Origin of the sequence: Rhizobium sp. B21/90 (assembly GCF_019355815.1) — a bacterium.
Classification (GTDB): Bacteria; Pseudomonadota; Alphaproteobacteria; order Rhizobiales; family Rhizobiaceae; genus Rhizobium; species Rhizobium rhododendri.
This window is the reverse complement of the sequence record NZ_CP072162.1, coordinates 97836-121556: the sequence shown is the minus strand read 5'-3', so window position 1 is coordinate 121556 and position 23721 is coordinate 97836. Positions and strand designations below refer to the sequence as shown.

Annotated in this window: 24 protein-coding genes; 7 read left to right on the top strand and 17 right to left on the bottom strand. The window is 61.1% G+C overall.

What is annotated here, in order from left to right; all coding sequences use genetic code 11:
- Nucleotides 1-118: 118 nt before the first annotated feature.
- From phnE (J5278_RS00550) to phnG, 11 genes are all read right to left on the bottom strand, one after another.
- Entirely contained in the window at nucleotides 119-1462 is a 1344-nt protein-coding gene (gene phnE, locus J5278_RS00550) for a phosphonate ABC transporter, permease protein PhnE (protein ID WP_209182366.1), read from the bottom strand.
- A 7-nt stretch (nucleotides 1463-1469) separates the two neighbouring features.
- The gene (gene phnE, locus J5278_RS00545) at nucleotides 1470-2435 is read right to left on the bottom strand and encodes a phosphonate ABC transporter, permease protein PhnE (RefSeq protein WP_209182369.1); all 966 of its coding nucleotides are present in this window, start codon (nucleotides 2433-2435) and stop codon (nucleotides 1470-1472) included.
- 78 nt (nucleotides 2436-2513) lie between these two features.
- Nucleotides 2514-3422 carry a phosphonate ABC transporter substrate-binding protein gene (phnD, locus tag J5278_RS00540; RefSeq protein WP_111215945.1) on the bottom strand — a complete coding sequence of 303 codons (909 nt, stop codon included), beginning with the start codon at nucleotides 3420-3422 and terminating at the stop codon, nucleotides 2514-2516.
- 89 nt (nucleotides 3423-3511) lie between these two features.
- Complete coding sequence (gene phnC, locus J5278_RS00535; protein WP_111215946.1) at nucleotides 3512-4366, bottom strand: phosphonate ABC transporter ATP-binding protein; 855 nt, start codon at nucleotides 4364-4366, stop codon at nucleotides 3512-3514.
- A 156-nt stretch (nucleotides 4367-4522) separates the two neighbouring features.
- Nucleotides 4523-5140, bottom strand: a complete 618-nt coding sequence (locus J5278_RS00530; RefSeq protein ID WP_142830074.1) for a DapH/DapD/GlmU-related protein — start codon at nucleotides 5138-5140, stop codon at nucleotides 4523-4525.
- Between the two features lie 78 nt (nucleotides 5141-5218).
- A complete protein-coding gene (gene phnL, locus J5278_RS00525) occupies nucleotides 5219-5938 on the bottom strand; it encodes a phosphonate C-P lyase system protein PhnL (protein WP_209182371.1) in 720 nt (239 codons plus the stop codon).
- A 12-nt stretch (nucleotides 5939-5950) separates the two neighbouring features.
- Entirely contained in the window at nucleotides 5951-6727 is a 777-nt protein-coding gene (gene phnK, locus J5278_RS00520; protein ID WP_111215949.1) for a phosphonate C-P lyase system protein PhnK, read from the bottom strand.
- A gap of 49 nt (nucleotides 6728-6776) precedes the next feature.
- Nucleotides 6777-7658, bottom strand: a complete 882-nt coding sequence (locus J5278_RS00515; RefSeq protein ID WP_142830078.1) for an alpha-D-ribose 1-methylphosphonate 5-phosphate C-P-lyase PhnJ — start codon at nucleotides 7656-7658, stop codon at nucleotides 6777-6779.
- The gene (locus J5278_RS00510; protein WP_209182373.1) at nucleotides 7655-8764 is read right to left on the bottom strand and encodes a carbon-phosphorus lyase complex subunit PhnI; all 1110 of its coding nucleotides are present in this window, start codon (nucleotides 8762-8764) and stop codon (nucleotides 7655-7657) included. The genes J5278_RS00515 and J5278_RS00510 overlap by 4 nt, the downstream gene beginning before the upstream one ends.
- Nucleotides 8765-8767: 3 nt before the next feature.
- Nucleotides 8768-9373: a phosphonate C-P lyase system protein PhnH gene (gene phnH / locus J5278_RS00505; protein ID WP_209182375.1), complete on the bottom strand. Its 606-nt coding sequence runs from the start codon at nucleotides 9371-9373 to the stop codon at nucleotides 8768-8770.
- Nucleotides 9370-9849, bottom strand: a complete 480-nt coding sequence (gene phnG / locus J5278_RS00500) for a phosphonate C-P lyase system protein PhnG (RefSeq protein ID WP_209182377.1) — start codon at nucleotides 9847-9849, stop codon at nucleotides 9370-9372. Before phnG ends, phnH begins: the two co-directional genes overlap by 4 nt.
- A 96-nt stretch (nucleotides 9850-9945) precedes the next feature.
- On the opposite strand from phnG, the gene phnF reads away from it, so the two are divergent.
- Nucleotides 9946-10683 carry a phosphonate metabolism transcriptional regulator PhnF gene (gene phnF, locus J5278_RS00495; protein ID WP_209182378.1) on the top strand — a complete coding sequence of 246 codons (738 nt, stop codon included), beginning with the start codon at nucleotides 9946-9948 and terminating at the stop codon, nucleotides 10681-10683.
- Between the two features lie 66 nt (nucleotides 10684-10749).
- Here the strand turns inward: phnF and J5278_RS00490 are convergent, their stop codons facing one another.
- From J5278_RS00490 to mepA, 6 genes are all read right to left on the bottom strand, one after another.
- The gene (locus J5278_RS00490) at nucleotides 10750-11385 is read right to left on the bottom strand and encodes a 2,3-bisphosphoglycerate-dependent phosphoglycerate mutase (RefSeq protein ID WP_111215955.1); all 636 of its coding nucleotides are present in this window, start codon (nucleotides 11383-11385) and stop codon (nucleotides 10750-10752) included.
- 22 nt (nucleotides 11386-11407) lie between these two features.
- Nucleotides 11408-12232 (bottom strand): 4-hydroxy-tetrahydrodipicolinate reductase, encoded by an 825-nt coding sequence (gene dapB, locus J5278_RS00485; RefSeq protein WP_209182379.1) that lies wholly within the window; start codon nucleotides 12230-12232, stop codon nucleotides 11408-11410.
- Entirely contained in the window at nucleotides 12229-14055 is a 1827-nt protein-coding gene (locus tag J5278_RS00480) for an ABC transporter ATP-binding protein (protein ID WP_209182380.1), read from the bottom strand. Before J5278_RS00480 ends, dapB begins: the two co-directional genes overlap by 4 nt.
- Before the next feature lie 90 nt (nucleotides 14056-14145).
- Nucleotides 14146-15171 (bottom strand): glucokinase, encoded by a 1026-nt coding sequence (locus tag J5278_RS00475; protein WP_209182381.1) that lies wholly within the window; start codon nucleotides 15169-15171, stop codon nucleotides 14146-14148.
- A gap of 38 nt (nucleotides 15172-15209) precedes the next feature.
- A complete protein-coding gene (locus J5278_RS00470; protein ID WP_209182382.1) occupies nucleotides 15210-15584 on the bottom strand; it encodes a methylglyoxal synthase in 375 nt (124 codons plus the stop codon).
- A gap of 106 nt (nucleotides 15585-15690) precedes the next feature.
- On the bottom strand, nucleotides 15691-16695 hold the full coding sequence (gene mepA / locus J5278_RS00465) for a penicillin-insensitive murein endopeptidase (protein WP_209182383.1): 1005 nt from the start codon (nucleotides 16693-16695) through the stop codon (nucleotides 15691-15693).
- A 232-nt stretch (nucleotides 16696-16927) separates the two neighbouring features.
- On the opposite strand from mepA, the gene J5278_RS00460 reads away from it, so the two are divergent.
- From J5278_RS00460 to J5278_RS00435, 6 genes are all read left to right on the top strand, one after another.
- On the top strand, nucleotides 16928-18766 hold the full coding sequence (locus tag J5278_RS00460) for an extracellular solute-binding protein (RefSeq protein WP_209182384.1): 1839 nt from the start codon (nucleotides 16928-16930) through the stop codon (nucleotides 18764-18766).
- 181 nt (nucleotides 18767-18947) lie between these two features.
- Nucleotides 18948-20039 carry a microcin C ABC transporter permease YejB gene (locus J5278_RS00455; protein ID WP_209182385.1) on the top strand — a complete coding sequence of 364 codons (1092 nt, stop codon included), beginning with the start codon at nucleotides 18948-18950 and terminating at the stop codon, nucleotides 20037-20039.
- A gap of 1 nt (nucleotide 20040) precedes the next feature.
- Nucleotides 20041-21189 carry an ABC transporter permease gene (locus J5278_RS00450; RefSeq protein ID WP_209182386.1) on the top strand — a complete coding sequence of 383 codons (1149 nt, stop codon included), beginning with the start codon at nucleotides 20041-20043 and terminating at the stop codon, nucleotides 21187-21189.
- A 69-nt stretch (nucleotides 21190-21258) separates the two neighbouring features.
- On the top strand, nucleotides 21259-21519 hold the full coding sequence (locus J5278_RS00445; protein WP_209182387.1) for a hypothetical protein: 261 nt from the start codon (nucleotides 21259-21261) through the stop codon (nucleotides 21517-21519).
- Nucleotides 21519-22019 (top strand): type II toxin-antitoxin system VapC family toxin, encoded by a 501-nt coding sequence (locus J5278_RS00440; protein WP_247748940.1) that lies wholly within the window; start codon nucleotides 21519-21521, stop codon nucleotides 22017-22019. Before J5278_RS00445 ends, J5278_RS00440 begins: the two co-directional genes overlap by 1 nt.
- Nucleotides 22016-23644, top strand: coding sequence for an ABC transporter ATP-binding protein (locus tag J5278_RS00435; protein ID WP_209182389.1), 1629 nt, complete (start codon nucleotides 22016-22018; stop codon nucleotides 23642-23644). The genes J5278_RS00440 and J5278_RS00435 overlap by 4 nt, the downstream gene beginning before the upstream one ends.
- Nucleotides 23645-23721: the final 77 nt, after the last annotated feature.

The window sequence follows — 23721 nt, the reverse complement described above, 5'->3', positions numbered from 1 at the left end:
CCATCCTTGGGTCATGCGGGGAGCGCACAGTGACGTGATTTCTCGACCGACGGCAAGATGGTTCTGCGCTAAAAGATTTCCGTGACAGAATGATGATCAAACGCGCGGTATGCCGTCTTTATCGCTCGTTCCGGGTTCCCATGAGCCGGCTCCGCAAGGCGTTGGAGGCGGCATCGAAGATCATGACTACGGCAAGCGTCAGAAGCACCATGTAAGCGACGTTTTCCCAGTTCTTGTTGGTGCGCATCGCCTCCCAGAGCTTGAGGCCGATACCGCCGGCACCGACCGCCCCGATGATCGTCGCACCGCGTACATTCGATTCCCACTGGTAGAGCGTCTGGCTGACGATGATCGGCACGATCTGCGGCATCACGCCGTAGCGCTGCACCAGCATTTCAGATGCGCCGGTCGACTGGATGCCTTCGCGTGGCTTGTCGTCGATGTTCTCCAGCGCTTCGGCGTAGATCTTGCCGAGCGTACCGGTCTCGGTAAAGAAGATCGCCGCGCTGCCTGCCAGCGGCCCCGGTCCGAAGGCCCGCGTGAAAAACAGCGCCCAGATCAGCATGTCCATAGACCGCAGGAAGTCGAAGAAACGCTTGAATATGTGGTTGACGATGCGGCTCGATGTGATGTTGCGCGCCGCCAGAAAAGCCAGCGGAAAGGAAACGATGGCGCCGAGCAGCGTGCCCAGGAATGCCATGACGATCGTCTGCAGCAGCTTCGTCAGCACATCGCCGTGCTGCCACTGGTTGTTGTTCCAGAAATCGTCGAATGCCAGCGACCAGTTGGACTGGCCTTTGACCAGCGGCGGACCGCTGAACAACAGGGTTGCGACTTCGGAAGGTGATTTCTCGAAAAACTTCGAGCTCGTGTCGAAGATGAAGTTCGGCCAGCCTAGAAAGCGCTTCCGGATCTTGACCCGGTCGTTGTCGATGCTGACGTCACCGGCAAAGCCGAGGTCGGCAAGCACGTTGTCGTCATAGACGGTCATCCAGGCAGGCACAGGGCCAATAACCTTCGGCTGGCCGCTTACAAGCGATACTGCGACCCGTTCGCCGTTGGCAACGACTGTCACCTCCGTCTTGGTAATCTCGATCATCTTGGCCTTGCCGGCAACCTCTACCGTCGTGCTGCCGTCGGCGTTGGCCTTTACCCAATCCGGATGCGGATCGTCGCCGAGCGGCGAAAAGCGCGGATAATGCGGCGCCACCTGATCTCCGGAGAGCCGAAACTCCGGCTGCACGTCGTAGCTGACCCACTGGCTGAGAAAGATGCCGACCCGGTCCCAGTGAGCGTCGCCGAGGATCTTCGGCAGCTGGAAGAACCAGACGGAATAGAGGGCGTAGAGCAGCAGCCCGATCACCACCAGGAGGCCGCCGAAGCGCTTGCGGAAGGGCGGGTTGAAGGCTTGCGGAAAGCGCTCTTCTATGGATGCCGCATGGCTTGCGTCGGTCAGCGTCATGGGAGCCTCAGTGATGCAGCAGGAAGGCGTGTTCGCCAACAAGCCGCTTGCGCAGCCAGGCGGAGAACTGGTCGACGGCGAGAATGGTGACGAAGAGCAGCAGGATCAGCGCCATCGTCTTGGCGCCGAAGCCGCGCGAGATGGAGAGCTTCAGCTCCTCGCCGATGCCGCCGCCGCCGACGGCGCCGATGATCGTCGAGGCCCGGACGTTAATCTCCACTCGCAGCAGGGTATAGGACATGAAGTTAGGCAGGACCTGCGGCAGGGTCGCAAACCGTACCCGCTCGCTCCAGCTGGCACCGACCGAGCGGATGCCTTCATCGGCCCGCATGTCGGCGTTTTCGATTGTCTCATAGAACAGCTTGCCCAGCGCGCCAATCGAGTGAAGGCCGACGGCGATGATGGCCGAGACCGGCCCTATCGAGATGATTGCGGCAAACAGCCCGGCAATGACAATTTCCGGAAAGGCCCTGAGCACCTCCATGACGCGCTTGACGACGATCCGCAAAGGCTTCGACGGCGTCAGGTTGCGTGATGCGATGAACGACAGTGGCAGGGCAAAGATGAAGCCGATGATCGTCGACACCAGCGCCACGTTGATGGTGATGAGCATCAGTTCGAAGTATTCGGGGATATAGAAATCGCCGAAGACATAGACGCGACCGCGCGGGAAATTGAACTCCTCGCCGCCCGTTCCCGGATCGTTGGGGCTGGCTATGTCGAAGAGGGCGCGCCAGACGTCGTTCCAGTCTTTCGGAACCAGCCAGCTGACGAAGTCGAAGAGATGCGGCAGGCGCTCGAAGAAGTGTCCGGCATTGCTGTCATTGGCAAATTGCATCGACGAGACGAAGGCCGCCAGCAGCACCAGAAGTCCGAAAATCGTGTAGACCCGCCGGCGCGCGACCTGCCTCGCCCAGCTGTCGCCGATCTGCTGCGCCGTTGGCATCTGCGAATGGGTGTCGGCTAGGGTCATGAAACGCTGCTCGTCGGACGGAGTTCAGGCACGTCAAAAAGGCGGCCGGTGGGACCGGCCGCCTTCAGTGATCTCGGATCAGCCGCCGATAGCTGCTTTGCGGACTTCAACGATTGCGTTGTAGAAGTCGGCCTTGACAGGAACGTAGCCCTTGAAGTCGCCGCCTTCGATGGCGTCGAAGCACTTCTTGTCCTTGGTCGGGAGCTGGGTGAAGAAGTCGGCCAGCTTGGTCTGCCATTCAGTGCCGAGCTTGTTGGAAACGACCAGCGGGCCGTTCGGGATCAGCGGCGAACGCCAGACTTCAACCAGCTTGTTCGGGTCGACAGCGCCCTTGTTGACTTCCTTGCGGAAGGTGCCGGAGGTGTAGCCGTCCTTGAAGTTGCCAATGCCGGAGGAATCGTCGACTGCAACATCGACCTTACCGTCATAGGCTGCGAGCAGGTTGTTCTCGTGGCCGCCGTTGAACTGCGTCGAACCGAAGAACTTGTCGTTCGGAACGCCCGTGGTCTTCGGGATCTGTGTCAGCGGAACGAGGTAGCCGGAGGTGGAGTCCGGGTCGGCGTAGCCGAGCTTCTTGCCCTTGGCGTCCATGATGGTCTTGATGCCGGAGGACTTCAGGGCCAGACCGATGGAGTAGTAGCCGGTCGCGCCGTCGGCCTGCTGAGTCGTCAGGATAGGGGTGACGGCCTTCGGATCCTTGATGAAGGTCGCGGCATAACCGGAGGCGCCGAGTTCTGCGAAATCGAGCGTGCCGCCCAGCAGGCCTTGGATAACGCCGTCATAATCGGCAGCCGGGAACAGCGAGACCTTTTCAAAACCGAAGGTTTCCTTGAGATGGTCGGCAAGGCAGGCGTAGTTGCGTAGACGGTCGGCTTCGTTCTCGCCGCCGAGAATGCCGACGCGGAATTCCTTGAGGTCGGCTGCGGATGCTGCCTGGCCGACGAGCGAAAGGATCGCCGTGGCTGCAAGAAGTGTCTTCTTCAACATGGGTTTCGTCTCCTGATTAACCGGTGTCCCCGGATGTTCGGTCTGAATGGATGCACCCGTGACGTGGGCCTTCGATCCCGGTCTCTCCCTCAGAGACCGGCCAGTGCCAGCGGCGAGGCGCCGGCAGATTGCTGAGCCACGCTTGCAGCAGGCAAGCTGGCAGTATTGATGCTCGTCGACGTCATCGTCTCGTCGATGCCCGCGCCATCCCGATCGGTGCCGTAGATGGCATTGACCGCGTCGGCGGTCAGCGCTGAAGGCGGACCGTCGAAGACGACGCGGCCGGACGCCATGCCGATGATGCGCTCACAATAATTGCGGGCTGTATCCAGCGTATGCAGGTTGGTGATGACCGTAATACCGTCGCGCTCGTTGATGTCGCGCAGCGCATCCATGACGATCTTCGCATTCAGAGGATCGAGGGAAGCGATCGGCTCGTCGGCAAGCAGCATCTTGGGCTTCTGCATCAGTGCCCGGGCAATTGCCACACGCTGCTGCTGGCCGCCGGAAAGGGTGCCTGCCATCTGCATTGCCGTCTGCTCGATACCGAGACGCTCTAGCGCCATGATGGCATCGATGCGCTCTTCGCGGGTGAAGATATTGAGCAGGCTGAGTGCCGTCGGCCGGTGGTTGAGCCGCCCGAGCATGACGTTGGTGAGTACATCGAGGCGGGGCACGAGATTGAACTGCTGGAAGATCATCGCGCAGTCGCGCTGCCAGTTGCGCAGGGCCTTGCCGCGAAATGCCGAAACCTCGGCGCCGGCGAAATGGATGGAGCCCGACGAGGGAAGTGCGAGATGGTTTATCATGCGCAGCAGCGTCGACTTGCCGGCGCCCGATCGACCGATGATGCCGACCATTTGGCCCTGCGGGATGTCCAGCGTCACGGAATCGACAGCGATCTTGTTTCCGAAAGTGCGGGTTACATCCCTGAGTTCGAACATCTGGTCTCTCTTTTCGCGACGACACACGTCATGTGTGAAGCTTTCAAAAAAGGCGCGTCTGAACGCGCCTATCGGTTGAAATGCTTACCGAAGGTTGATGAACCTCCGATGTCAGATTTGTGTAACTGCTGTCACAAATCCCGTCGGAGGCGTCCTTCAGCCACCGTAGCGGCTAAGAAAATCCTCGCCTGAAAGGGCACGGAAATCCTCCAGCGCAGTGCGCAGCCGGTTGTGGTCCCAATCCCACCAGGCCAAGGCATCCATCCGCTCGCCGACAGCCTTTGAAAATCGCTCGCGGATCAGTTTGGCGGGCACCCCACCGACGATTGTGTAGGGCGCGACGTCTTTCGAAACCACTGCTCCGGCGCCGATCACGGCACCGTTTCCGACCTTCACGCCGGGAAGCACAGTCGCGCCATGGCCGATCCAGACGTCGTTGCCGATGACGACGCGGTTCTCACGGCGCCAGGCGAAGAAGTCGGTTTCCAGGTCGGCATCCGGCCAGTAGTCCTTGGCACGGTAGGTGAAATGGTGAAGGGTGGCGCGCCATGTCGGATGGTTGGTCGCGTTGATGCGCACGGCGGCGGCGATATTGACGAATTTGCCAATGGTCGTGCACCAGACTGCACCATCCTGCATGATATAGGAATAGTCGCCCATATCGACCTCATCGAGCCGGCAGCGCTCGGACACCTCGGTATAGCGTCCGAGGGTCGACTGGCTGACGCGCGCCGTCGGATCGATAGAGGGCTGCTCGCCAATTTTCCTGGTCATCTCAATGTCTCCGGGCGCAGTTTCACCTTCACGCCGCAGGTCTGCGGCGCCATAGGTTTCTCGTTGGATTGGCAAAGTTCAGGCCTCGGCCGGAACGCGGGATATGCGTGGCGAGAACGCACTGACATCGAGGATGCGGTCGGCGACAGCAGCCCGAACCTCATCGTCATGGAAGATGCCGAGCAAGGCCACGCCGGCCTTCTTCTTGGCGGCGATCAACTCCACGACGACAGCGCGGTTGCGCGCGTCGAGCGATGCCGTCGGCTCATCGAGCAACAGGATCGCGTGATCGGTGATGAAGCCGCGGGCAACGTTGACGCGCTGTTGCTCGCCACCGGAAAATGTCGCCGGCGGCAGCTGCCATAGTTCCTCGGGCAGGTTGAGCCGCGATAGCAGTTCTGCGGCCCGTTCCCGGGCCACGATGTGGCTTTCGCCACGCGCCGTCAGCGGTTCCGCGACGACATCGATGGCGGCGACGCGTGGTACGGTGCGCAAGAACTGGCTGACATAACCCATCGTGTGGCGGCGCACGTCGATGACGGTGCGGGGATCCGCGGTCGCAAGGTCGACGATGCGGCCCTTGTGGACGACGAGGATCTGGCCACCATCGACGGCGTAGTTGCCGTAGGTCATTTTCAGCAGCGAGCTTTTGCCGATGCCCGATGGACCGCCGAGCACGACGCACTCCCCGGCGGCGACCGAGAACGAGACGTCGGCGACAACAGGCAGGCGAATGCCGTCGCGCAGATGCATGACGAAGCTTTTGAAAACTTCGGAGACGACGAGAGGGGTTGCCATGACGTTCTTTCCCTAGACTTGCAGGATCGAGGATACGAGCAGTTGCGTGTAGGGCTCCTGCGGATCGTCCAGCACGCGGTCGGTCAGGCCGTGCTCGATGACATTGCCGTCCTTCATCACCATCATCCGGTGCGAGAGCAGCCGCGCGACGGCGAGATCGTGGGTGACTACGATTGCAGAGAGGCCGAGATCCTGGACGAGGCCGCGCACGAGATCGAGCAGGCGGGCCTGCACGGAGACGTCCAGACCACCGGTCGGCTCGTCCATGAAGACCAGGCGGGGCGAGGTCACCAAGTTACGGGCAATCTGCAGGCGCTGGCGCATGCCGCCGGAAAAAGCGCGCGGCTGGTCGTCGATGCGGTCGGCATTGATCTCGACGCGTCCGAGCCAGTCAATGGCGGTCGCGCGGATATTGCCGTAGTGGCGATCGCCGACGGCCATCAGCCGCTCGCCGACATTAGCCCCGGCTGAAACCGTCATGCGAAGTCCATCGGCCGGGTTCTGGTGCACAAAACCCCAGTCGGTGCGCATCAGGAAGCGCCGCTCGGCCTCGTTCATATGGAAGAGCTCGCGGTATTGCCCGTCGCGCATGTGGTACTCGATGCTACCGGTGGTCGGCATCAGTCGGGTCGATAGGCAGTTCAGCAACGTCGTCTTGCCGGAACCGGATTCCCCGACGATGGCAAGCACTTCGCCCGGCCAGAGGTCGAACGAGACATTGCGGCAGCCGATGCGGCTCCCATAGAATTTCGAGATGTCCTTGACCCTGAGGAGTGGCGTCTCGGTCATGGCTTTACCTCCGCAGCGTCGCTTCTATGTGCAGGGAAAAGAGAGTGCCTCATTCCGCGGCCTCCTTGGCGGGTGCCAGCATCTCGCCGACATGCCCATGGGCCCGGCGATCCTCGCAATGGTCGGTGTCGGAGCAGACGAACATCCGCCCGCCCTTGTCGTCGAGGATGACCTCGTCAAGGTAAACGTCCTCCGCGCCGCACAGTGCGCAGGGCTTGTCGAAGCTCTGGATCTCGAAGGGATGATCCTCGAAGTCGAGGCTGACCACGTCGGTATAGGGCGGCACGGCATAGATCCGCTTCTCGCGACCGGCGCCGAATAGCTGCAAGGCTTCCGACTGGTGCATTTTCGGGTTGTCGAACTTCGGCGTCGGCGACGGGTCCATGACATAGCGGCCCTGAACCTTGACCGGATAGGCATAGGTCGTGGCAATCCGGCCGTTTCGGGCGATGTCCTCGTAGAGCTTGACGTGCATCAGGCCGTATTCTTCCAGCGCATGCATCTTGCGCGTCTCGGTCTCGCGCGGCTCCAGGAAGCGCAATGGCTCCGGCTGCGGCACCTGGTAGACCAGCACCTGATTGGGTCCGAGTTTCTCTTCAGGAATGCGGTGGCGGGTCTGGATGATCGTCGCTTCGCTGGTGCGGGTAGTGACGGCAACATTGGCGACCTTCTGGAAGAAGGCTCGGATCGACACGGCATTGGTCGTGTCGTCTGCGCCCTGGTCGATGACCTTGAGAACGTCGTCAGGGCCGATGATCGACGCCGTCACCTGCACGCCGCCGGTGCCCCAGCCATAGGGCATCGGCATTTCGCGCGAGGCGAACGGCACCTGGTAGCCGGGGATCGCAATCGCCTTGAGGATGGCGCGGCGGATCATCCGTTTGGTCTGTTCGTCGAGATAGGCAAAGTTGTACGTTGCAAGTGCGCTCATTCGGCAGCCTCCTGAAGGGGTTCCTGGCCGGCCTTGCGTGCCTTTTCAAAATCGCTGCGCATGCGGCGGACGAGATCGAGCTCAGCCTGGAAGTCGACATAGTGCGGCAGCTTGAGATGCTCGACGAAGCCGGTAGCCTGGACATTGTCGGAATGCGAGATGACGAATTCCTCGTCCTGCGCCGGTGCGGTCACGTCCTCGCCGAGTTCCTCGGCCCTCAGCGCCCGGTCGACCAGCGACATGGCCATCGCCTTGCGCTCGCTCTGGCCGAACACGAGGCCGTACCCGCGCGTAAACTGCGGCGGCGCCTTGGCCGATCCCTTGAACTGGTTGACCATCTGGCATTCCGTGACCTGGATGGTGCCGAGCGAGACCGCGAAGCCGAGTTCCGGCACGTCGAGTTCGACCTCGACCTCGCCGATGCGGATCTCGCCGGTGAACGGATGGTTGCGGCCATATCCACGCTGGGTGGAATAGCCGAGCGCCAGCAGAAAGCCCTCGTCGCCGCGTGCCAGGGCCTGCAGCCGAAGGTCGCGCGTCATCGGGAATTCCATGGGCTCGCGCGTCAGGTCGCCGGTCTCGTGGTCTTCCGGCATGTCGCCATCTGCTTCGATCAGGCCTTCTTCCGCAAGGATTTCCGATACCCGCATGACGCGGTCATCTTCGGCCTGGCGCTGCGCGCCTTGCTCGACTGCTTCGTCTCCCAGCAGCGAGGGATCGAGCAGGCGATGGGTGTAGTCGAAGGTAGGCCCGAGCAACTGGCCGCCCGGCAGATCCTTGTAGGTCGCCGAAATACGCCGCTCTATCTTCATCGCGGCGGTATCGATCGGCTGTGAATAGCCAAAACGCGGCAGCGTCGTGCGGTAGGCGCGCAGGATGAAGATCGCCTCGATCATGTCGCCGCGCGACTGGCGGACGGCCAGCGCTGCCAGGGTCCGGTCGTAGAGCGAGGCTTCGGCCATGACGCGATCGACGGCGAGCGAAAGCTGCGCGACGATCTGGTCTATGCCGATGGCCGGCAGCGTGCGGTCACCTCGACGGCGGTCGGCGAGCAGCCGGTGGGCATTGGCGATGGCGGCTTCGCCACCCTTGACGGCAACATACATCGGTCAGATCTCCGTTGCAGTGATTTTGGTCGTACGCGGCAGGCAGACGAAATGCTTGCCCGCTGTCAGGACGATATCGGCGCCGCGCGGGAAAATGGCGCGGTTGTCATTCCAGAGCCGCAGGAAGCTCTCGGGAAGACCGATAGGTGCAATCGTCGCGATTCCCCTGATGCCTGGCCCGGAAAGAGCGAGCGGTCGTCCGCCCTCCAGAGCCTTGACTTCCAGCACGATGGTTGCCGAGCGATCCGGATATTCCTGGCTGCCCGATGCGAACTGGCTGAAAGACGACAGCATCGTGCCGTCCTCCAGGAAGACAAAGCGCGCTTCCAGCTTGTCTCCGAGCGAAGCGCCCGTGTTGAAGGCCAGCCAGGCTGGCAGCGCAGACCGTGCGAGGGATGCCGACAGCCAGACGGGCGTCTCGTGATCGCAGAGCGTCAGCGCAATTGCGCCCGCAGCAATACCAAGCGGAGCGGGTGGGGCAATCTCCGGGCCGATCGTCTGGATCGTGCCGGGGCGCGCCATGCCGTCCATGATCGCCTTGAAGACGCTCTGGCTTTCGAAAACCGGGTTGGCAAAGCCGCCGCTGAATGTGTCGGGATTGACGCTCATTGATCTTCTCCGCGCACCATGGTGAAGAAATCGACGCGCGTTGCTGCAGTTTCCGCCGCCTTTTGGTGGTCGGCCGCTGCAATTCGCTCCGCAACAGGCGTCAGGATCGCCTGCTCGACGAAATCCCTCGTATCGGGCTCCTGCCACAAGGCGTCGAAGATCGCTGCCAGCCGCGCCCGCTCCATGTCGGTGCCGAGCGCCTGTGCATGACCGACGGTCCCGGAGGGGAGCCTGAACGTCGCCCGCGTGACGGTTACTTCGCCAAGGTTGAACATGGCGCCGCCGCCGCCGATGCGACCGCGGACCATCACAAGCCCGGTTTCGGGCCCGCGCACGGCAGTTGCCACCGGCTTTTGGGCCAGTGTTTCCCAGACGGCTTCCAGCTCTTCGCCTTCCGCCTTGGCCAGCAGGTCCGTGACGCGCTTGCGGGTGCGGAGTTCCCGGGCGGCCGCCTCGTGTCTTTGCGCCGAATTCATCTCTCGTCTCCAAATGTCTATTGATATAGACAACCATACAAGCTATTTGTAGCTTTAAGGGCGCGGGATGACAAGCGTGTGACGGGATGGGGAAGAATGGCAGTTCAGAAACAGGTGCAGCGGCAGACCGGAGTGGCCCTTTGGCGGCAGATTGCCGATCGCATCAGAGCGTCGATCAATCACGGAGATTTCGATGATTCCGGCATGGTGCCGGCGGAAACGGCGTTGGCCTTGCAGTTTGGTGTCAACCGCCACACGGTGAGAAGCGCGCTTGCGGCGCTGGCGCAGGAGGGTGTTGTGCGCGCCGTGCAGGGACGCGGTACGATGGTCGAGCGCAAGGAAAAGCTGAAATTCCCGATATCCCGCCGCACCCGATTCTCGCAAGGGGTTGGAAATCAGGCAAAGGAAGCGCGCGGCGTGCTGATCGACGTGGCCTGCGAGACCGCCGGCGCCGACATCGCGGGCTGGCTGAAAATTAAGCCGGGGACCCCCGTTGTTCGGCTGGAAACGCTGGGCACCGTGGACAAGCGGCCCGTATCGCGCTCCACAAGCTGGTTTCCTGCGGATCGTTTTGCCAATATCGGCGAAGCCTATCGCCGGACGGGCTCGGTTACGCGATCATTTGCGGAGATGGGCCTGGAGGACTACGTCCGTGCCATCACCGAAATCACCGCCATGCATGCAGAAACAGCCGATGTCGCCGATCTCGAATTGTCGCCGGGCGCAATCGTCATGATAACGCGAGCCCTCAATACAGAACTCGGCGGCGCGCCGGTCCAGTATTCCATCACCCGCTTCGCAGCAGATCGTGTCCAGTTCACCATAGAAAACTAGGGTTCTGCGGCGTTGAGTCGGGTTTTCAGGCATCCCCCGATGGGGACGCCTGGTTTTTAACTGACTTTAGTGAGCGGCAGACATATCGCCGAGAACTTCTTTCGACGCGACCGTCGAGTCGGCCTTCAGCTTGTAGACCATAGGGACCCCGGTCGCGAGGTTGAGCGCCAGGATCTGCTCCTTGCTGAGGCGATCGAGCACCATCACCAGCGAACGTAGCGAATTGCCGTGGGCAGCAACCAGCACCTTCTGGCCAGCCAGCACGCGCGGCAGGATTTCGGTGAGATAATAGGGCCAGACGCGTGCGCCGGTGTCACGAAGGCTTTCGCCACCGGGTGGCGGGATGTCATAGGAACGGCGCCAGATATGCACCTGCTCTTCGCCCCACTTGGCGCGCGCATCGTCCTTGTTGAGGCCGGAGAGATCGCCGTAGTCGCGCTCGTTCAGGGCCTGGTCGCGGATCGTTTCCAGGCTGGGCTGGCCGACCTTGTCGAGAATGAGCTTCAGTGTGTGCTGGGCGCGGGTGAGGGCCGAGGTGAAGGCGACGTCGAAGGTGATGCCATAATCGGCCAGCGCCTGTCCCCCAGCCGTGGCTTCCTCGATGCCGAGCGCCGTCAGATCGGGGTCTTTCCAGCCGGTGAAAAGGTTCTTCAGGTTCCAGTCGCTCTGGCCATGGCGAACGAGGACGAGGGTACCGCTCATATTTTATTCCTCCGTAACAGTATCAGCGTGAAGAAAGCCCGAGCACGTCGAGCATGGAATAGAGATCAGGTTTCTGGTCGCGCGCCCACAGCGCCGCCTTGACGGCGCCGCGCGCAAAGATGGAGCGATCCCCCGCGGAATGCGACAGGGTGACCATTTCGCCTTCCCCGGCGAGGATGACGGAGTGGTCGCCGATGACCGAGCCGCCGCGCAGCGTCGCAAAGCCGATGCTGCCACTCGCCCGCGCTCCGGTGTGCCCGTCGCGAACCCGGACGGAATTGTCGGCAAGATCAATCCCGCGCCCGTTGGCGGCCGCCTTGCCGAGCAGCATCGCTGTGCCTGAGGGAGCGTCGACCTTATGCTTGTGGTGCATCTCGAGGACCTCGATGTCCCACTCGTCGGCCGGCAAGGCATGCGCCGCCTGTTCGACGAGAACACTGAGAAGATTGACGCCGAGGCTCATATTGCCGGACTTGACGATCCGGGCGTGACGCGCAGCAGCTGAAATCTTTGCCTCGTCGTCCAGAGAACAACCGGTGGTGCCGATAACATGGACGACGCGCGCCTGCGCGGCGAGACCAGCGTAGACGATCGTCGTTTCCGGCCGTGTAAAGTCGATGACGCCGTCGGCGTGCAGGAAGGCGGTTAGCGGATCGTCGGTCAGCAACACGCCGACCGGACCGAGCCCGGCGATCTCGCCGGCGTCCTTGCCGAGAAATGGAGACCCCTCGCGCCCGACGGCCGCGTGCAGCGTTGCACCTTCGGTGGCATGGATGATGCGGATCAGCGCCTGGCCCATTCGGCCTGACGCCCCCACCACAACCAGTTTCATGGCCTGTTCGCTCATAGGATCGATTTGCTCTGCGTCTTGCGGGTCCGTGTCCGCACCGGTGCTTTCACAGGCGCCTGGAGATTGTTGAGGCGAGCGTAAAGGCCCTCCGGCGATTTTGCCAGTGTCTCGTGATTACCTTCCTCGACGACGCGGCCCTGCTGCATGACCACGATTTTTGCGGCCCGCACGACAGTCGAAAGCCGGTGAGCGATCACCACCACGGTGCGCCCGCTCATCGCTTCATCCAGCGCCCTTTGGACAGCCGCCTCGGACTCGGTATCGAGTGCGGAGGTAGCCTCGTCGAGCAGGAGGATCGGAGCATTGCGCACGAGCGCGCGGGCAATCGAGACGCGCTGGCGCTGGCCGCCGGACAATGTCACGCCGTTTTCACCGACCGGCGTATCGTAGCCCTGAGGCTGCGCCATGATGAAATCGTGCGCGTAGGCAAGCCGTGCCGCCTGTTCGACCTCGGCATCGGTCGATTCCGGCCGGCCGTAACGGATGTTGTCGCGGATTGTACCCTCGAAAAGGTAGGGCTGTTGGGAGACGTAGGCGAGGTGCTGGCGCAGCGACTGCTTGGTGATGTGGCTGATATCCTGCCCATCGATGAAGATTTGCCCGGCAGCGGGGTCGTAGAAGCGCGGAATGAGATTGATGACCGTCGATTTGCCAGCCCCGGAAGGACCGACCAGCGCCGTCGTCTTGCCACCCTCGGCCACGAAGTTAACCTTGTCGAGAACAGGCTTGCCATTCGCATAACCGAACGTCACATCGCGAAACTCGATCCGCGCCTCGGTGATCGTCAGTTGCTTGGCGTCGGGCAGGTCCCGCTGGCGGGTCTCCATGTCGAGCAGTTCGTAGATCATGCTCGCATTGACTACGGCACGCTCCATCTGCACCTGCAGCTTGGCCAACCGGCGCGCCGGATCATAGGCCATGAGCAAGGATACAACGAAGGAGAAAAATGCGCCTGGAGGGACGTTATAGTAGATCGCTCGATAGGCCGCATAGGCGAAGATGCTGCCGACTGCCACACCGGCAAAGGTCTCCGTCAGTGGTCCGTTGCGCTCCGAAAGCCGGGCAATGCGGTTCTGACGATGTTCGGCCGTAGTGATGAGCTTCTGGATCTTGCGTTCCAGTTGCTCCTCCATGGTGAATGCCTTGACGATGGCAATCCCCTGGATCGTCTCCTGCATGGCGCCGAGCACGTGGCTGTTGAGATTCACAGCCTCTCGCGTTGCCGACCGCAACCGCTTTGACACGTAACGAAGAGCGTAGAGAAGCGGCGGTGCCATGACAAACACGGCAAGACTGAGGATCGGGTCCTGGTAGACCATATTGGCGAGCAGGGCGACGAATGTCAGCAGGTCGCGCGCTGTCGACGTGATCGTCAGGTTCATGACGTCGCGGATGCCGGACACGTTCTGGCTGACCTGCGCCGCAACCTTGGCAGACCTCGCCTCGCTGAAATAGCCGACCGAGAGCGTCATCAGGTGCGCGTAGATCCGACGCTGGTATCGGGCAATGATGTTATTGCCGATCTTGCTCAGAATGACCGACTGGAAATAGCCGGCGAAACCGCGCACCAGGAACGCTGCAAAAATGCCGACGCAGACAAGCCAGACGATATCGGCGTTGCGATCGACAAATGCCTGGTCGATGATGATCTTCATGATGAAGGCGATAAAGCCCGTGGATACAGCGACCAGGATCAGGCAGATGATCGCGATCGTGTAGCCCTTGATATGATCCCGACCGTTTTCTGCGATCACCCGCTTGAGAACGCCGGTCACAGTCTCGCTGTTAACAACAACTTTTTTGGTCTCGGGCGATTTCAAAAATCGACTTCCTGTCTGAACCGAGCGAGCGGCTGATGCCCGCACTTCGGGCGGTTCTATAAAGCGTTCGGCTGGGTTTGGCTAGCGCACTCAGCGGCGCCAGCGACGCCCTTCCGTCGAGAGGCCGAACTTCTGGGGCATGCGGGCATAGGAGGAAAGGCCCTCGAGGGCGGCCAGCGGATGGGTTACGACATAGGTCGGTATGGAGCGAAGCATGGCGCTGTGCGGCGCCTTGTCCTCGAAGGCTGCACGGAATTCCGGCTTCTTCAGCGCCGGAATGATCTTCTGGGAAATGCCGCCCGACAGATAGACGCCACCGCGTGCCATGAACAGCAGCGCGATGTCGCCAGCCAGCCTGCCGAGGTAGGTGACGAACAACGTCAGCGTCTCCACAGCCAGCCGATCGCTGCCGGCAAGGCCGTGGTTGGTGATATCGGCCGGTTCCTTCAGCGTCGGCTCGACGCCCTCGACATGGCAGAGTGCCCTGTAGAGGTTCTGCAGGCCACGACCGCAGATGATCTGCTCTGCCGAAATGCGGCCTTCGATGGCCTCGAGATGCGGCCAGATCTGCAGGTCGCGCTTGCTGCGGGGCCCGATATCGATATGGCCGCCTTCGCCAGGCGCTGGGATCCAGGAGTTCTTGGCGTGGATAAGGCCCGCGACACCGAGGCCGGTGCCCGGTCCAAGCACGGCGCGTGACGCAATCAACCCGTCGCGGGCGGCGCCGATAGGCTCGCGGCCGTCGTCTGCGAGGTTGGAGATGGCCAGCGCCTGGGCTTCGAAGTCGTTGATGATCAGCACGTCTTCCATGCCGAGATCGGTGATCATTGTCCGAGGGCGAACGATCCAGTCGGAATTCGTGAGCGGAATTTCGTCGCCATTGATCGGGCCGGCAACGGCAAGGATCGCCGAGCGTGGAACGACGGTGCTCTTCGATAAAACACCCTCACGGATGGCATCGTCGATCGTTGCGTAATCGGCGGCATGCATGATCGGAAACGGCTTCGCCTCGCTGTAAGCATCCACCTGAATGGAGAAACGAGCATTGGTGCCGCCGATATCGCCCATCAGAACGGGAAAGGGCAGGGGAACATCACTATGGTTGAGCTTAGGCATGGGCCCTATCCGTGGTCAGCCGCCGGCAGGCGGATTGGTCAAAGGGTGGCTATCAGTCGTTCGGCGGTGGCTTCGTTGAGTGCCATCGGAATGTCGTAGACGATGGCAAGGCGCATCAGCGCTTTCACATCGACATCATGCGGCATCGGCGTCAACGGGTCGACGAAGAAAATCAGCGCGTCCACCTCAGCCGTTGCGATCATGGCGCCGATCTGCTGGTCGCCGCCGAGCGGACCGCTTTTCAGGCGGATGACATCGAGGTCAGGACAGGCCGCCAGCACGCGCGCTCCGGTCGTGCCGGTGGCAAAGATCTGCCATTTTGCCAGCATCGATTCGAACCGCCGGGCGAAGTCTGCCATGGCCGTTTTTTTCTCGTCATGCGCAATCAGCGCGATGCGTTTAACTTCTGCCATGACATGCCTCCCGCCACGCCTTAAATCGATTTGCAGCTTTCCTATACCATGCCAGTGCTCATTGAAAGTCTTGGCGAAAGACGTTGCCCGCAGATTTTCCCGGTAGTCATTGTGCAGCCGGCAAGGCGTCCGGCTCGGCCCCACTGGGCGCTGCACTGCCGGGGGCGGTGGTCCGTGCGGAAGACACCGGCGGCGCCGCCAACGTCGCTTTGCAGGCGGCCGGCAGGTCTGCCACCATGATTTCGCGCGGCTTCACCGGCACTGCATTGGGCTTCGGGACAGGCTTCGCCCACGGTGCCGGCGTGAACCACCAGGCAAGGCTCTTGTCGCAACCGTCCCCCGCCTTCACCGGTGCCTGCGCCGTGCAGCCGATATCCCCGGCGGGGCAGCGCAATCGTATATGAAAATGCGCATCGTGGCCGTATTCCGGCCGCAGCTTGCCGAGTGCGGTTCGGTCGCCGGTCCAGGTCTCGCACATCTTCTTCTTGATCGCCGGATTGACGAAGATCCGCTCGACCTCGGGGTAGCTTGCGGCGCGCATCAATAGTCGTACACGGGCCTGCGTCCAAAGGCCGGGATCGACCGTCAGGAACTTGTCCTTGGCCAGCATGCTGGTGAACGGCATGGTTTCGCGCTCGGCTGCTGTCAATGTCCGCTTCGGCATCGGCATCAGCCAGATATCGGCGTCAAGGCCGATCTGGTGCGAGGCGTGGCCGCTGAACATCGGTCCGCCGCGAGGCTGCGAGATATCGCCCACCAGAAGCCCGGGCCATCCGTCGAGCCTTGCTGCGTCCTGGGACAGCCGTTCGATCACGGAGATGGTCTCGGGCCTCCCCCAGCGTCTGTTGCGCGAAGGCCGCATTACCTGCCAGGTCGGACCATCCGTCGGCAGGGCGACTGCCCCGGCCAGGCAGCCCTTCGCATAAAACCCAATCGACTGCGGCGGGCCCAGTGTCGGCAGCGCGACGGCGCCGAAGAGAGCCTTGGCACTGCCGGGCGTCGGAACTGCTGGCTCTGCGGCAGCGCCGCCGAGTGTAGCGGCAATGGCGATCGTTGCGACCATGACGGCGCTGCAGAAGGTACGAAGTGTCCGGGCCGGGCGAAAAGTCATGCAGTTCCTTGGGTTGGGTCGGCCGATGCCGATGTGATTTGCGATTGAGCCTAGCGCGAAAAGCCCGCTTGGTGAATCGATCTTTGCGCAGAGGCATTCCCATATCGAAAGGTTCGTACAGCAACCACCAACGGGACTTGCGGATGGTACGACCACGACGAAATCTCTCAGCACCTATATTTCGCCTGTATTTCGCCTATCCTGCGGTCATCGCGAATCTTGGGGTATGTGAATGGCATTGTCGTTGTCGAAGACGGGTTCGGTTTTTCTATTGATTTCCCTGCTGGCCTTGCCGGTTGTCTCCCGCGCCGAAGACGCCCAGTTCCGGATCGGCACCGCCATTCTCGGCGACCTGAAATACGCCCCGGGCTTCAAGCATTTCGACTACGTCAATCCCGATGCGCCCAAAGGCGGCGATCTGAAGCTGTCGGCAGACGGCACCTTCGACACGTTCAACCCGCTGTTGAAGAAAGGCGAGACGGCCGCAGGGCTCTCGCTGGTCTTCGATACGCTGCTGAAACATTCGAGCGACGAAACTGGCTCGGCGTACGGCTTGCTGGCAGAAGGCGTCTCCTATCCGGACGATATGTCTAGCGCGACCTTCAGGCTGCGGGCCGAGGCTAAATGGGCCGACGGGACACCGGTAACACCGGATGACGTGATTTTTAGCTTCGACAAGGCCAAAGAGTTGGACCCACTAAACATGAGCTACTACGCCCATGTCACGAAGGCTGAAAAAACCGGCGATCGCGACGTGACGTTTTCGTTCGATGAAAAGAACAATCGCGAACTGCCGCAGATTCTTGGAGATTTTGCGATCGTCCCGAAGCTTTGGTGGCAGGCGAACGGCGCCGACGGAAAACCGCGCGATATCTCGCGCACGACCCTCGAACCGGTCATGGGGTCTGGACCCTACAAAATAGCGGCCTTTTCGCCGGGCTCGACGATCCGCTACGAACTGCGTGACGATTATTGGGGCAAGAATCTCCCAGTCAACGTCGGCCAGGACAACTTCCGGACCATCACCTACACCTATTACGGCGACCGAGATGTCGAGTTTGAGGGTTTCCGCGCCGGCAACGTCGATTACTGGCAGGACAACCAAGCCAGCCGCTGGGCGACCGGCTACAATTTTCCAGCCGCCAAGGATGGCCGCGTCAAGCGGGAGGATCTCCCGAACCCACTGCGCGCCGTCGGTATCATGCAGGCATTGGTGCCGAACATGAGGCGCGAGCAGTTCAAGAGCCCCTATGTCCGCGAGGCGCTGAATTACGCCTATGACTTCGAAGAACTGAACCGCACCGTATTCTTCAACCAATACAAGCGGATAAACAGCTATTTCTTCGGCACGGAACTGGCATCTTCGGGGTTGCCGGAGGGCCGGGAGCTGCAAATCCTGGATGGCGTCAGGGACAGGCTGTCGCCCACGGTCTTCACCACACCCTATACAAATCCGGTGAACGGCGACCCACAGAAGTTTCGCGATAACCTTCGCCATGCCATCGAACTCTTCAAGCAGGGCGGATACGTCCTGAAGGGCAACCAGATGGTCGACGCCAAGACCGGCCGGCCCTTTGCATTCGAAATCCTCCTGAGTAGTCCGATGCTGGAAAAGGCTGTACTGCCTTACGCGCAGAACCTGAAAAAGATCGGCATCGATGTCCGCGTCCGCACTGTCGACCCGTCGCAATACAGTAACCGCGTCCGAAGCTTCGACTACGACATGATCTGGAATGTCTGGGGCCAGACCCTCAACCCGGGCAACGAGCAGGGGAATTTCTGGGGATCCGCCTCGGCCGATCGACAGGGTTCGCAGAACTTTGCGGGAATAGCCGATCCCGCGATCGATACGCTGATCAAGCAAGTCGTCCTTGCCAAGGACCGGGAAGAAAAGAACGTCGCCACCAGAGCGCTCGACCGGACGCTGCTGGCGGGCCATTACGTGATCCCGCTCTACTACGCGTCCAGCGTTCACATAGCCTATTGGGACAAGTTCGACCGGCCCGCCAGCCTGCCGGAATATTCGGTCGGCTTTCCGGACGTCTGGTGGTCGAAGTCGGCCGCAAAATGAGCGGCTCTTGCATTGGCGGAGCGGCTGGGGTCCAAATGGCCCTGACCGAATCAGCAGGATTTATGCTTGGCGATGACGGGTTTCGACCGGCGGAGCGCCGGTCGCGAAGGGACGATGCCTTGATCGAGATAGCAGCGCAGGACAGTCAGAAAAACGCCGGCAGAACCGGGGTTGTGGCCTGATGGGCGCCTATATCCTGCGCCGGCTTCTGCTGATGATTCCGACCGTCATCGGCATCATGGCGATCTCCTTTACCGTCGTGCAATTTGCCCCCGGCGGACCCGTCGAGCAGGTCGTGGCTCAACTCACCGGACAGAGCGACAGCGCCTCCGACCGCCTCTCCGGCGGTGGCGACCAGATGGCTCAGCAATCCTTCGATGACGGCAATTCCCGCTATCGCGGCGCGCAGGGGCTCGATCCGGAACTGATCGCCAAATTGGAGAAACAGTTCGGTTTCGACAAGCCACCGCTTACCCGCTTCCTCGACATGATGTGGAACTACATCCGCTTCGATTTCGGCGAAAGTTTCTTCCGCAACACATCGGTGATCGACCTCATCATCGACAAGATGCCGGTGTCGATTTCTCTGGGCCTCTGGATCATGTTGTTTTCCTACACGATCTCTATCCCGCTCGGCATCCGCAAGGCGGTGAAAGACGGCTCCAGTTTCGACGTCTGGACCTCTGGCATCATCATCGTCGGCTACGCAGTCCCGAGCTTCCTGTTCGGCATCCTCTTGATCGTCGTTTTTGCCGGTGGTTCGTTCTTCGACTGGTTTCCCCTGCGCGGCCTCGTCTCCGACAATTTCGCCGATCTTCCCTGGTGGCAGAAGCCGCTCGACTATTTCTGGCACCTGCTGCTGCCATTGGTTTCCCTGTCGCTCGCTGCCTTTGCCACGACGACGCTGCTCACCAAGAATTCCTTCATCGAGGAAATCAAGAAGCAATATGTGACGACGGCGCGCGCAAAGGGTCTCACAGAACATCGCGTGCTCTATGGCCATGTGTTCCGCAACGCCATGCTGATCGTCATTGCCGGTTTTCCCGGTGCCTTTATCTCCGCCTTTTTCACCGGCTCGCTGCTCATCGAAAACATATTCTCGCTCGATGGCTTGGGCCGTCTCGGCTACCTTTCCGTCGTCAATCGCGACTATCCGATCGTCTTTGCGACGCTCTATATCTTTTCACTGATGGGCCTATTCGTCGGACTTATTTCCGATCTTCTCTACACCTGGATCGATCCTCGCATCGATTTCGATCGGAGGGATATCTGAGATGGATACACCGATCTCCACTGCCGCAGCCACTCCCGTCAGGCCGCCGCGCAAGGGCCTATTGTCGCCGCCGAACCTGCGCCGATGGGAAAATTTCAAGGCAAACCGGCGCGGCTACTGGTCGTTCTGGCTGTTCCTGCTGTTGTTCGTTCTGAGCATGGGCGCTGAATTCCTTGCGAACGATCGCCCGATCGTCGCTTCCTACAAAGGCGAGATTCTGTTTCCGATCTTCGTCAACTATCCGGAGGACAAGTTCGGCGGGTTCCTGGCCCAGACCGACTATCGCTCCTCCTTCATCACAGACGAAATCGAGGCACACGGCTGGATGCTCTGGCCGCCCATTCGCTATTCCTATCAGACGGTCAATTCCAATATACCGCGCTCGGCGCCGACGCCGCCTTTTTGGCTGATGAGCAAAGATGAGCGCTGCGCCGCCTATCCGCAGAAGGCTGCCGATCCCGATTGCCGGCTTGGCAACATGAACTGGCTCGGCACCGACGACCAGGCCCGCGACGTCATGGCGCGGATGATCTACGGCTTCCGTGTTTCCGTGCTGTTCGGCCTCGCATTGACCATCTGCTCGGCAATTGTTGGGGTCACGGCCGGCGCCGTCCAGGGCTATTTCGGCGGCTGGACCGATCTGCTGCTGCAGCGTTTCATCGAGATCTGGTCGTCGATGCCGGTGCTCTACATCCTGCTGATCATTGCCGCCATCCTGCCGCCCGGCTTCTTCGTGCTGCTTGGCATCATGCTGCTGTTTTCCTGGGTCGGCTTCGTCGGCATCGTCAGGGCTGAATTCCTGCGCGCCCGCAATTTCGAATATGTCCGGGCCGCCCGCGCGCTCGGCGTCAACAACCGCACGATCATGGTCCGCCACCTGTTACCGAACGCGATGGTGGCGACGCTGACCTTCCTGCCCTTTATTCTCTCCGGCTCGATCACGACGCTCACGTCACTCGATTTCCTCGGCTTCGGCATGCCGCCCGGTTCGCCGTCGCTCGGCGAAATGATCGCGCAGGGCAAATCCAACCTCCAGGCCCCGTGGCTCGGCCTGACGGCTTTCTTCACGATGTCGATCATGCTGTCATTGCTGATCTTCGTCGGCGAAGCCGTGCGCGATGCCTTCGATCCGAGGAAGACGTTCAGGTGAAGGCTTGGGCTCGTCATCACGCTCCGATCGGGTTAGGATCTTGTGTCCACTGCATGGAAAGGTTGAACCATGAACAAGCTCGTGCGTGACCATTATCCTGTATCGAAACTGCCGGAAGATCTGCGAGAGGGCTTCAATCCGGTAGGGACTGTCCGCGTGGTCATAGAGGTTGAAGATCGCGTTCCCGCTCTGCACGTCGAAACAAAGCCGATGACCGGCAAAGACGTTGCCGAAGCCATCAGAAGTTATAAAGCGCTCGGTAGGCCATCCGTGACGACCGAGGAGGCCGTCGCACGTATCCGCGCATTGCGCGACGAGTGGGATGATTGATGGCGTTCGGGACGATCTATCTGGATACCAATATTTTCGTCATAGCTTTCGAAGCTGAAGATGAAATCAGTGAAAAGCTGTCAGAGATTTTTGGCAATATCGACAGCCGGCCGGGTGCGCGCTTTGCTACCAGCGAGCTCACATTGTCCGAACTTCTTGTTCGGCCCATGAGAGACAACGACCCTCAAGCAGTCTTGCGCTATGAAGCACTCATCAGACCAAGTGCTTGGATGGAGGTGATCCCCGTTCGAAGGACCGTTCTTACCTCCGCGGCTTTTCTTCGCGCCCATAGCACTTATCTGAAGCTGCCGGACGCGATCCATGTTGCGACGGCCATGGAAGCAAACTGTTCGCATATCCTCACCAATGATCATGGTATCAAGGGTCAGTACGCACTTCCTGGCAGCGAAAACGTACTGGGCCAAGCTGCACCGCTGCTCGACATTCTCCGCCCGGACGAACCCACCTTGACATCCCTCCTGCAAAGCCTGGCCTCATGACCGAACCGCTCCTGTCCGTCCGCAATCTCTCCGTCGCTTTCCATCAGGGTGGACGAACCACGACGGCTGTCGATGGCATATCCTTTGATATCCGGAAGGGCGAGGTGCTGGCGCTGGTCGGGGAATCGGGCTCCGGCAAGTCGGTCTCGGCCAATTCGATATTGCGCTTGCTGCCCTACCCGTCGGCAAGCCACCCCTCCGGAGAGATCCTGTTCAAGGGCATGGACCTTTTGAAAGCCACGGATAACCAGCTGCGCGCTGTGCGTGGCAACGACATCACCATGATCTTCCAGGAGCCGATGACGTCGCTCAATCCGCTGCATTCGATCGAGAAGCAGATCGGCGAGGTTCTGGCACTTCACCAGGGCCTGACGGGGCAGGCGGCCCGCGTCCGCATTCTCGAATTGCTCGATCAGGTCGGCATTCGCGATGCCGAAAAGCGGCTGAAAGCCTACCCTCATGAGTTATCCGGTGGTCAGCGCCAGCGCGTGATGATCGCCATGGCGCTCGCCAATCGGCCGGAACTGCTGATCGCCGACGAGCCGACGACGGCGCTCGACGTCACCGTCCAGGCGCAGATCCTAAAGCTGCTGCGCGATCTCAAGGGGCAGCACGGCATGTCGATGCTGTTCATCACCCATGACCTCGGCATTGTCCGAAAGTTTGCCGACCGGGTCTGTGTCATGACCAATGGGCAGATCGTCGAAACCGGGAGTGTCGAAGATGTCTTCAGCCGCCCGCAGCATGACTATACGCGCCATCTTCTGGCAGCCGAGCCACGCGGCGAGCCGCCCTTGGCGGATGCCAGCAAGCCGGTGGTCATGCAGGGGTCGGATATCCGGGTCTGGTTTCCGATCAAGTCAGGACTGATGCGCAAGGTCGTCGATCACGTCAAGGCGGTGGATGGCATCGACCTGACCTTGCGCGCCGGCCAGACGCTTGGCGTCGTCGGCGAGTCCGGTTCCGGCAAGACGACGCTCGGCCTCGCACTGGCGCGGCTGATTTCCTCGAAGGGTCGTATCAGCTTCGTCGGTCGTGATATCGAGGCCTATTCCTTCACGGAGATGCGACCGCTGCGCAACCAGTTGCAGGTCGTCTTCCAGGATCCCTATGGCTCGCTCAGTCCGCGAATGTCGGTCGGCGACATCATCGCCGAGGGATTGAAGGTGCATGAGCGCGGCCTCAGCTCAGATGAACGGGATCAGCGCGTCTGCTGGGCGTTGGAGGAGGTCGGTCTCGACCCGCTAACCCGCTGGCGTTTCCCGCACGAGTTTTCCGGCGGCCAGCGGCAACGTATCGCCATCGCCCGCGCTATGGTGCTGAAGCCCCGCTTCGTCATGCTGGACGAACCAACATCGGCACTCGACATGAGCGTCCAAGCCCAGGTGGTCGATCTCCTCCGCGATCTCCAGCGCAAGCACGACCTGGCTTACCTGTTCATCAGCCACGATCTGAAGGTGGTCAAGGCGCTGGCCAACGATCTTATCGTCATGCGCTCCGGCAAGGTGGTGGAGCAGGGCGCATCGGCAGATGTATTCCGCAATCCGCAGCACGAATATACACGTGCGCTGCTCGCCGCTGCATTCGATATCGAGGCTGTGCCGACGCCAGCTTTGCAGCACTAGGGCCGGCCGATCCTTGCACGGGTGGAACCTTCGGCAGGAACGTCCGTTCTGTGTTGTTTAGGGCAGCGCAGGGCGGC

Coding starts and splice junctions, on each gene's coding strand:
- phnE (WP_209182366.1), bottom strand. CDS start 1,462: ATGACGCTGACCGACGCAAGCCATGCGGCATCCATAGAAGAGCGCTTT.
- phnE (WP_209182369.1), bottom strand. CDS start 2,435: ATGACCCTAGCCGACACCCATTCGCAGATGCCAACGGCGCAGCAGATC.
- phnD (WP_111215945.1), bottom strand. CDS start 3,422: ATGTTGAAGAAGACACTTCTTGCAGCCACGGCGATCCTTTCGCTCGTC.
- phnC (WP_111215946.1), bottom strand. CDS start 4,366: ATGTTCGAACTCAGGGATGTAACCCGCACTTTCGGAAACAAGATCGCT.
- J5278_RS00530 (WP_142830074.1), bottom strand. CDS start 5,140: ATGACCAGGAAAATTGGCGAGCAGCCCTCTATCGATCCGACGGCGCGC.
- phnL (WP_209182371.1), bottom strand. CDS start 5,938: ATGGCAACCCCTCTCGTCGTCTCCGAAGTTTTCAAAAGCTTCGTCATG.
- phnK (WP_111215949.1), bottom strand. CDS start 6,727: ATGACCGAGACGCCACTCCTCAGGGTCAAGGACATCTCGAAATTCTAT.
- J5278_RS00515 (WP_142830078.1), bottom strand. CDS start 7,658: ATGAGCGCACTTGCAACGTACAACTTTGCCTATCTCGACGAACAGACC.
- J5278_RS00510 (WP_209182373.1), bottom strand. CDS start 8,764: ATGTATGTTGCCGTCAAGGGTGGCGAAGCCGCCATCGCCAATGCCCAC.
- phnH (WP_209182375.1), bottom strand. CDS start 9,373: ATGAGCGTCAATCCCGACACATTCAGCGGCGGCTTTGCCAACCCGGTT.
- phnG (WP_209182377.1), bottom strand. CDS start 9,849: ATGAATTCGGCGCAAAGACACGAGGCGGCCGCCCGGGAACTCCGCACC.
- phnF (WP_209182378.1), top strand. CDS start 9,946: ATGGCAGTTCAGAAACAGGTGCAGCGGCAGACCGGAGTGGCCCTTTGG.
- J5278_RS00490 (WP_111215955.1), bottom strand. CDS start 11,385: ATGAGCGGTACCCTCGTCCTCGTTCGCCATGGCCAGAGCGACTGGAAC.
- dapB (WP_209182379.1), bottom strand. CDS start 12,232: ATGAGCGAACAGGCCATGAAACTGGTTGTGGTGGGGGCGTCAGGCCGA.
- J5278_RS00475 (WP_209182381.1), bottom strand. CDS start 15,171: ATGCCTAAGCTCAACCATAGTGATGTTCCCCTGCCCTTTCCCGTTCTG.
- J5278_RS00470 (WP_209182382.1), bottom strand. CDS start 15,584: ATGGCAGAAGTTAAACGCATCGCGCTGATTGCGCATGACGAGAAAAAA.
- mepA (WP_209182383.1), bottom strand. CDS start 16,695: ATGACTTTTCGCCCGGCCCGGACACTTCGTACCTTCTGCAGCGCCGTC.
- J5278_RS00460 (WP_209182384.1), top strand. CDS start 16,928: ATGGCATTGTCGTTGTCGAAGACGGGTTCGGTTTTTCTATTGATTTCC.
- J5278_RS00455 (WP_209182385.1), top strand. CDS start 18,948: ATGGGCGCCTATATCCTGCGCCGGCTTCTGCTGATGATTCCGACCGTC.
- J5278_RS00450 (WP_209182386.1), top strand. CDS start 20,041: ATGGATACACCGATCTCCACTGCCGCAGCCACTCCCGTCAGGCCGCCG.
- J5278_RS00445 (WP_209182387.1), top strand. CDS start 21,259: ATGAACAAGCTCGTGCGTGACCATTATCCTGTATCGAAACTGCCGGAA.
- J5278_RS00440 (WP_247748940.1), top strand. CDS start 21,519: ATGGCGTTCGGGACGATCTATCTGGATACCAATATTTTCGTCATAGCT.
- J5278_RS00435 (WP_209182389.1), top strand. CDS start 22,016: ATGACCGAACCGCTCCTGTCCGTCCGCAATCTCTCCGTCGCTTTCCAT.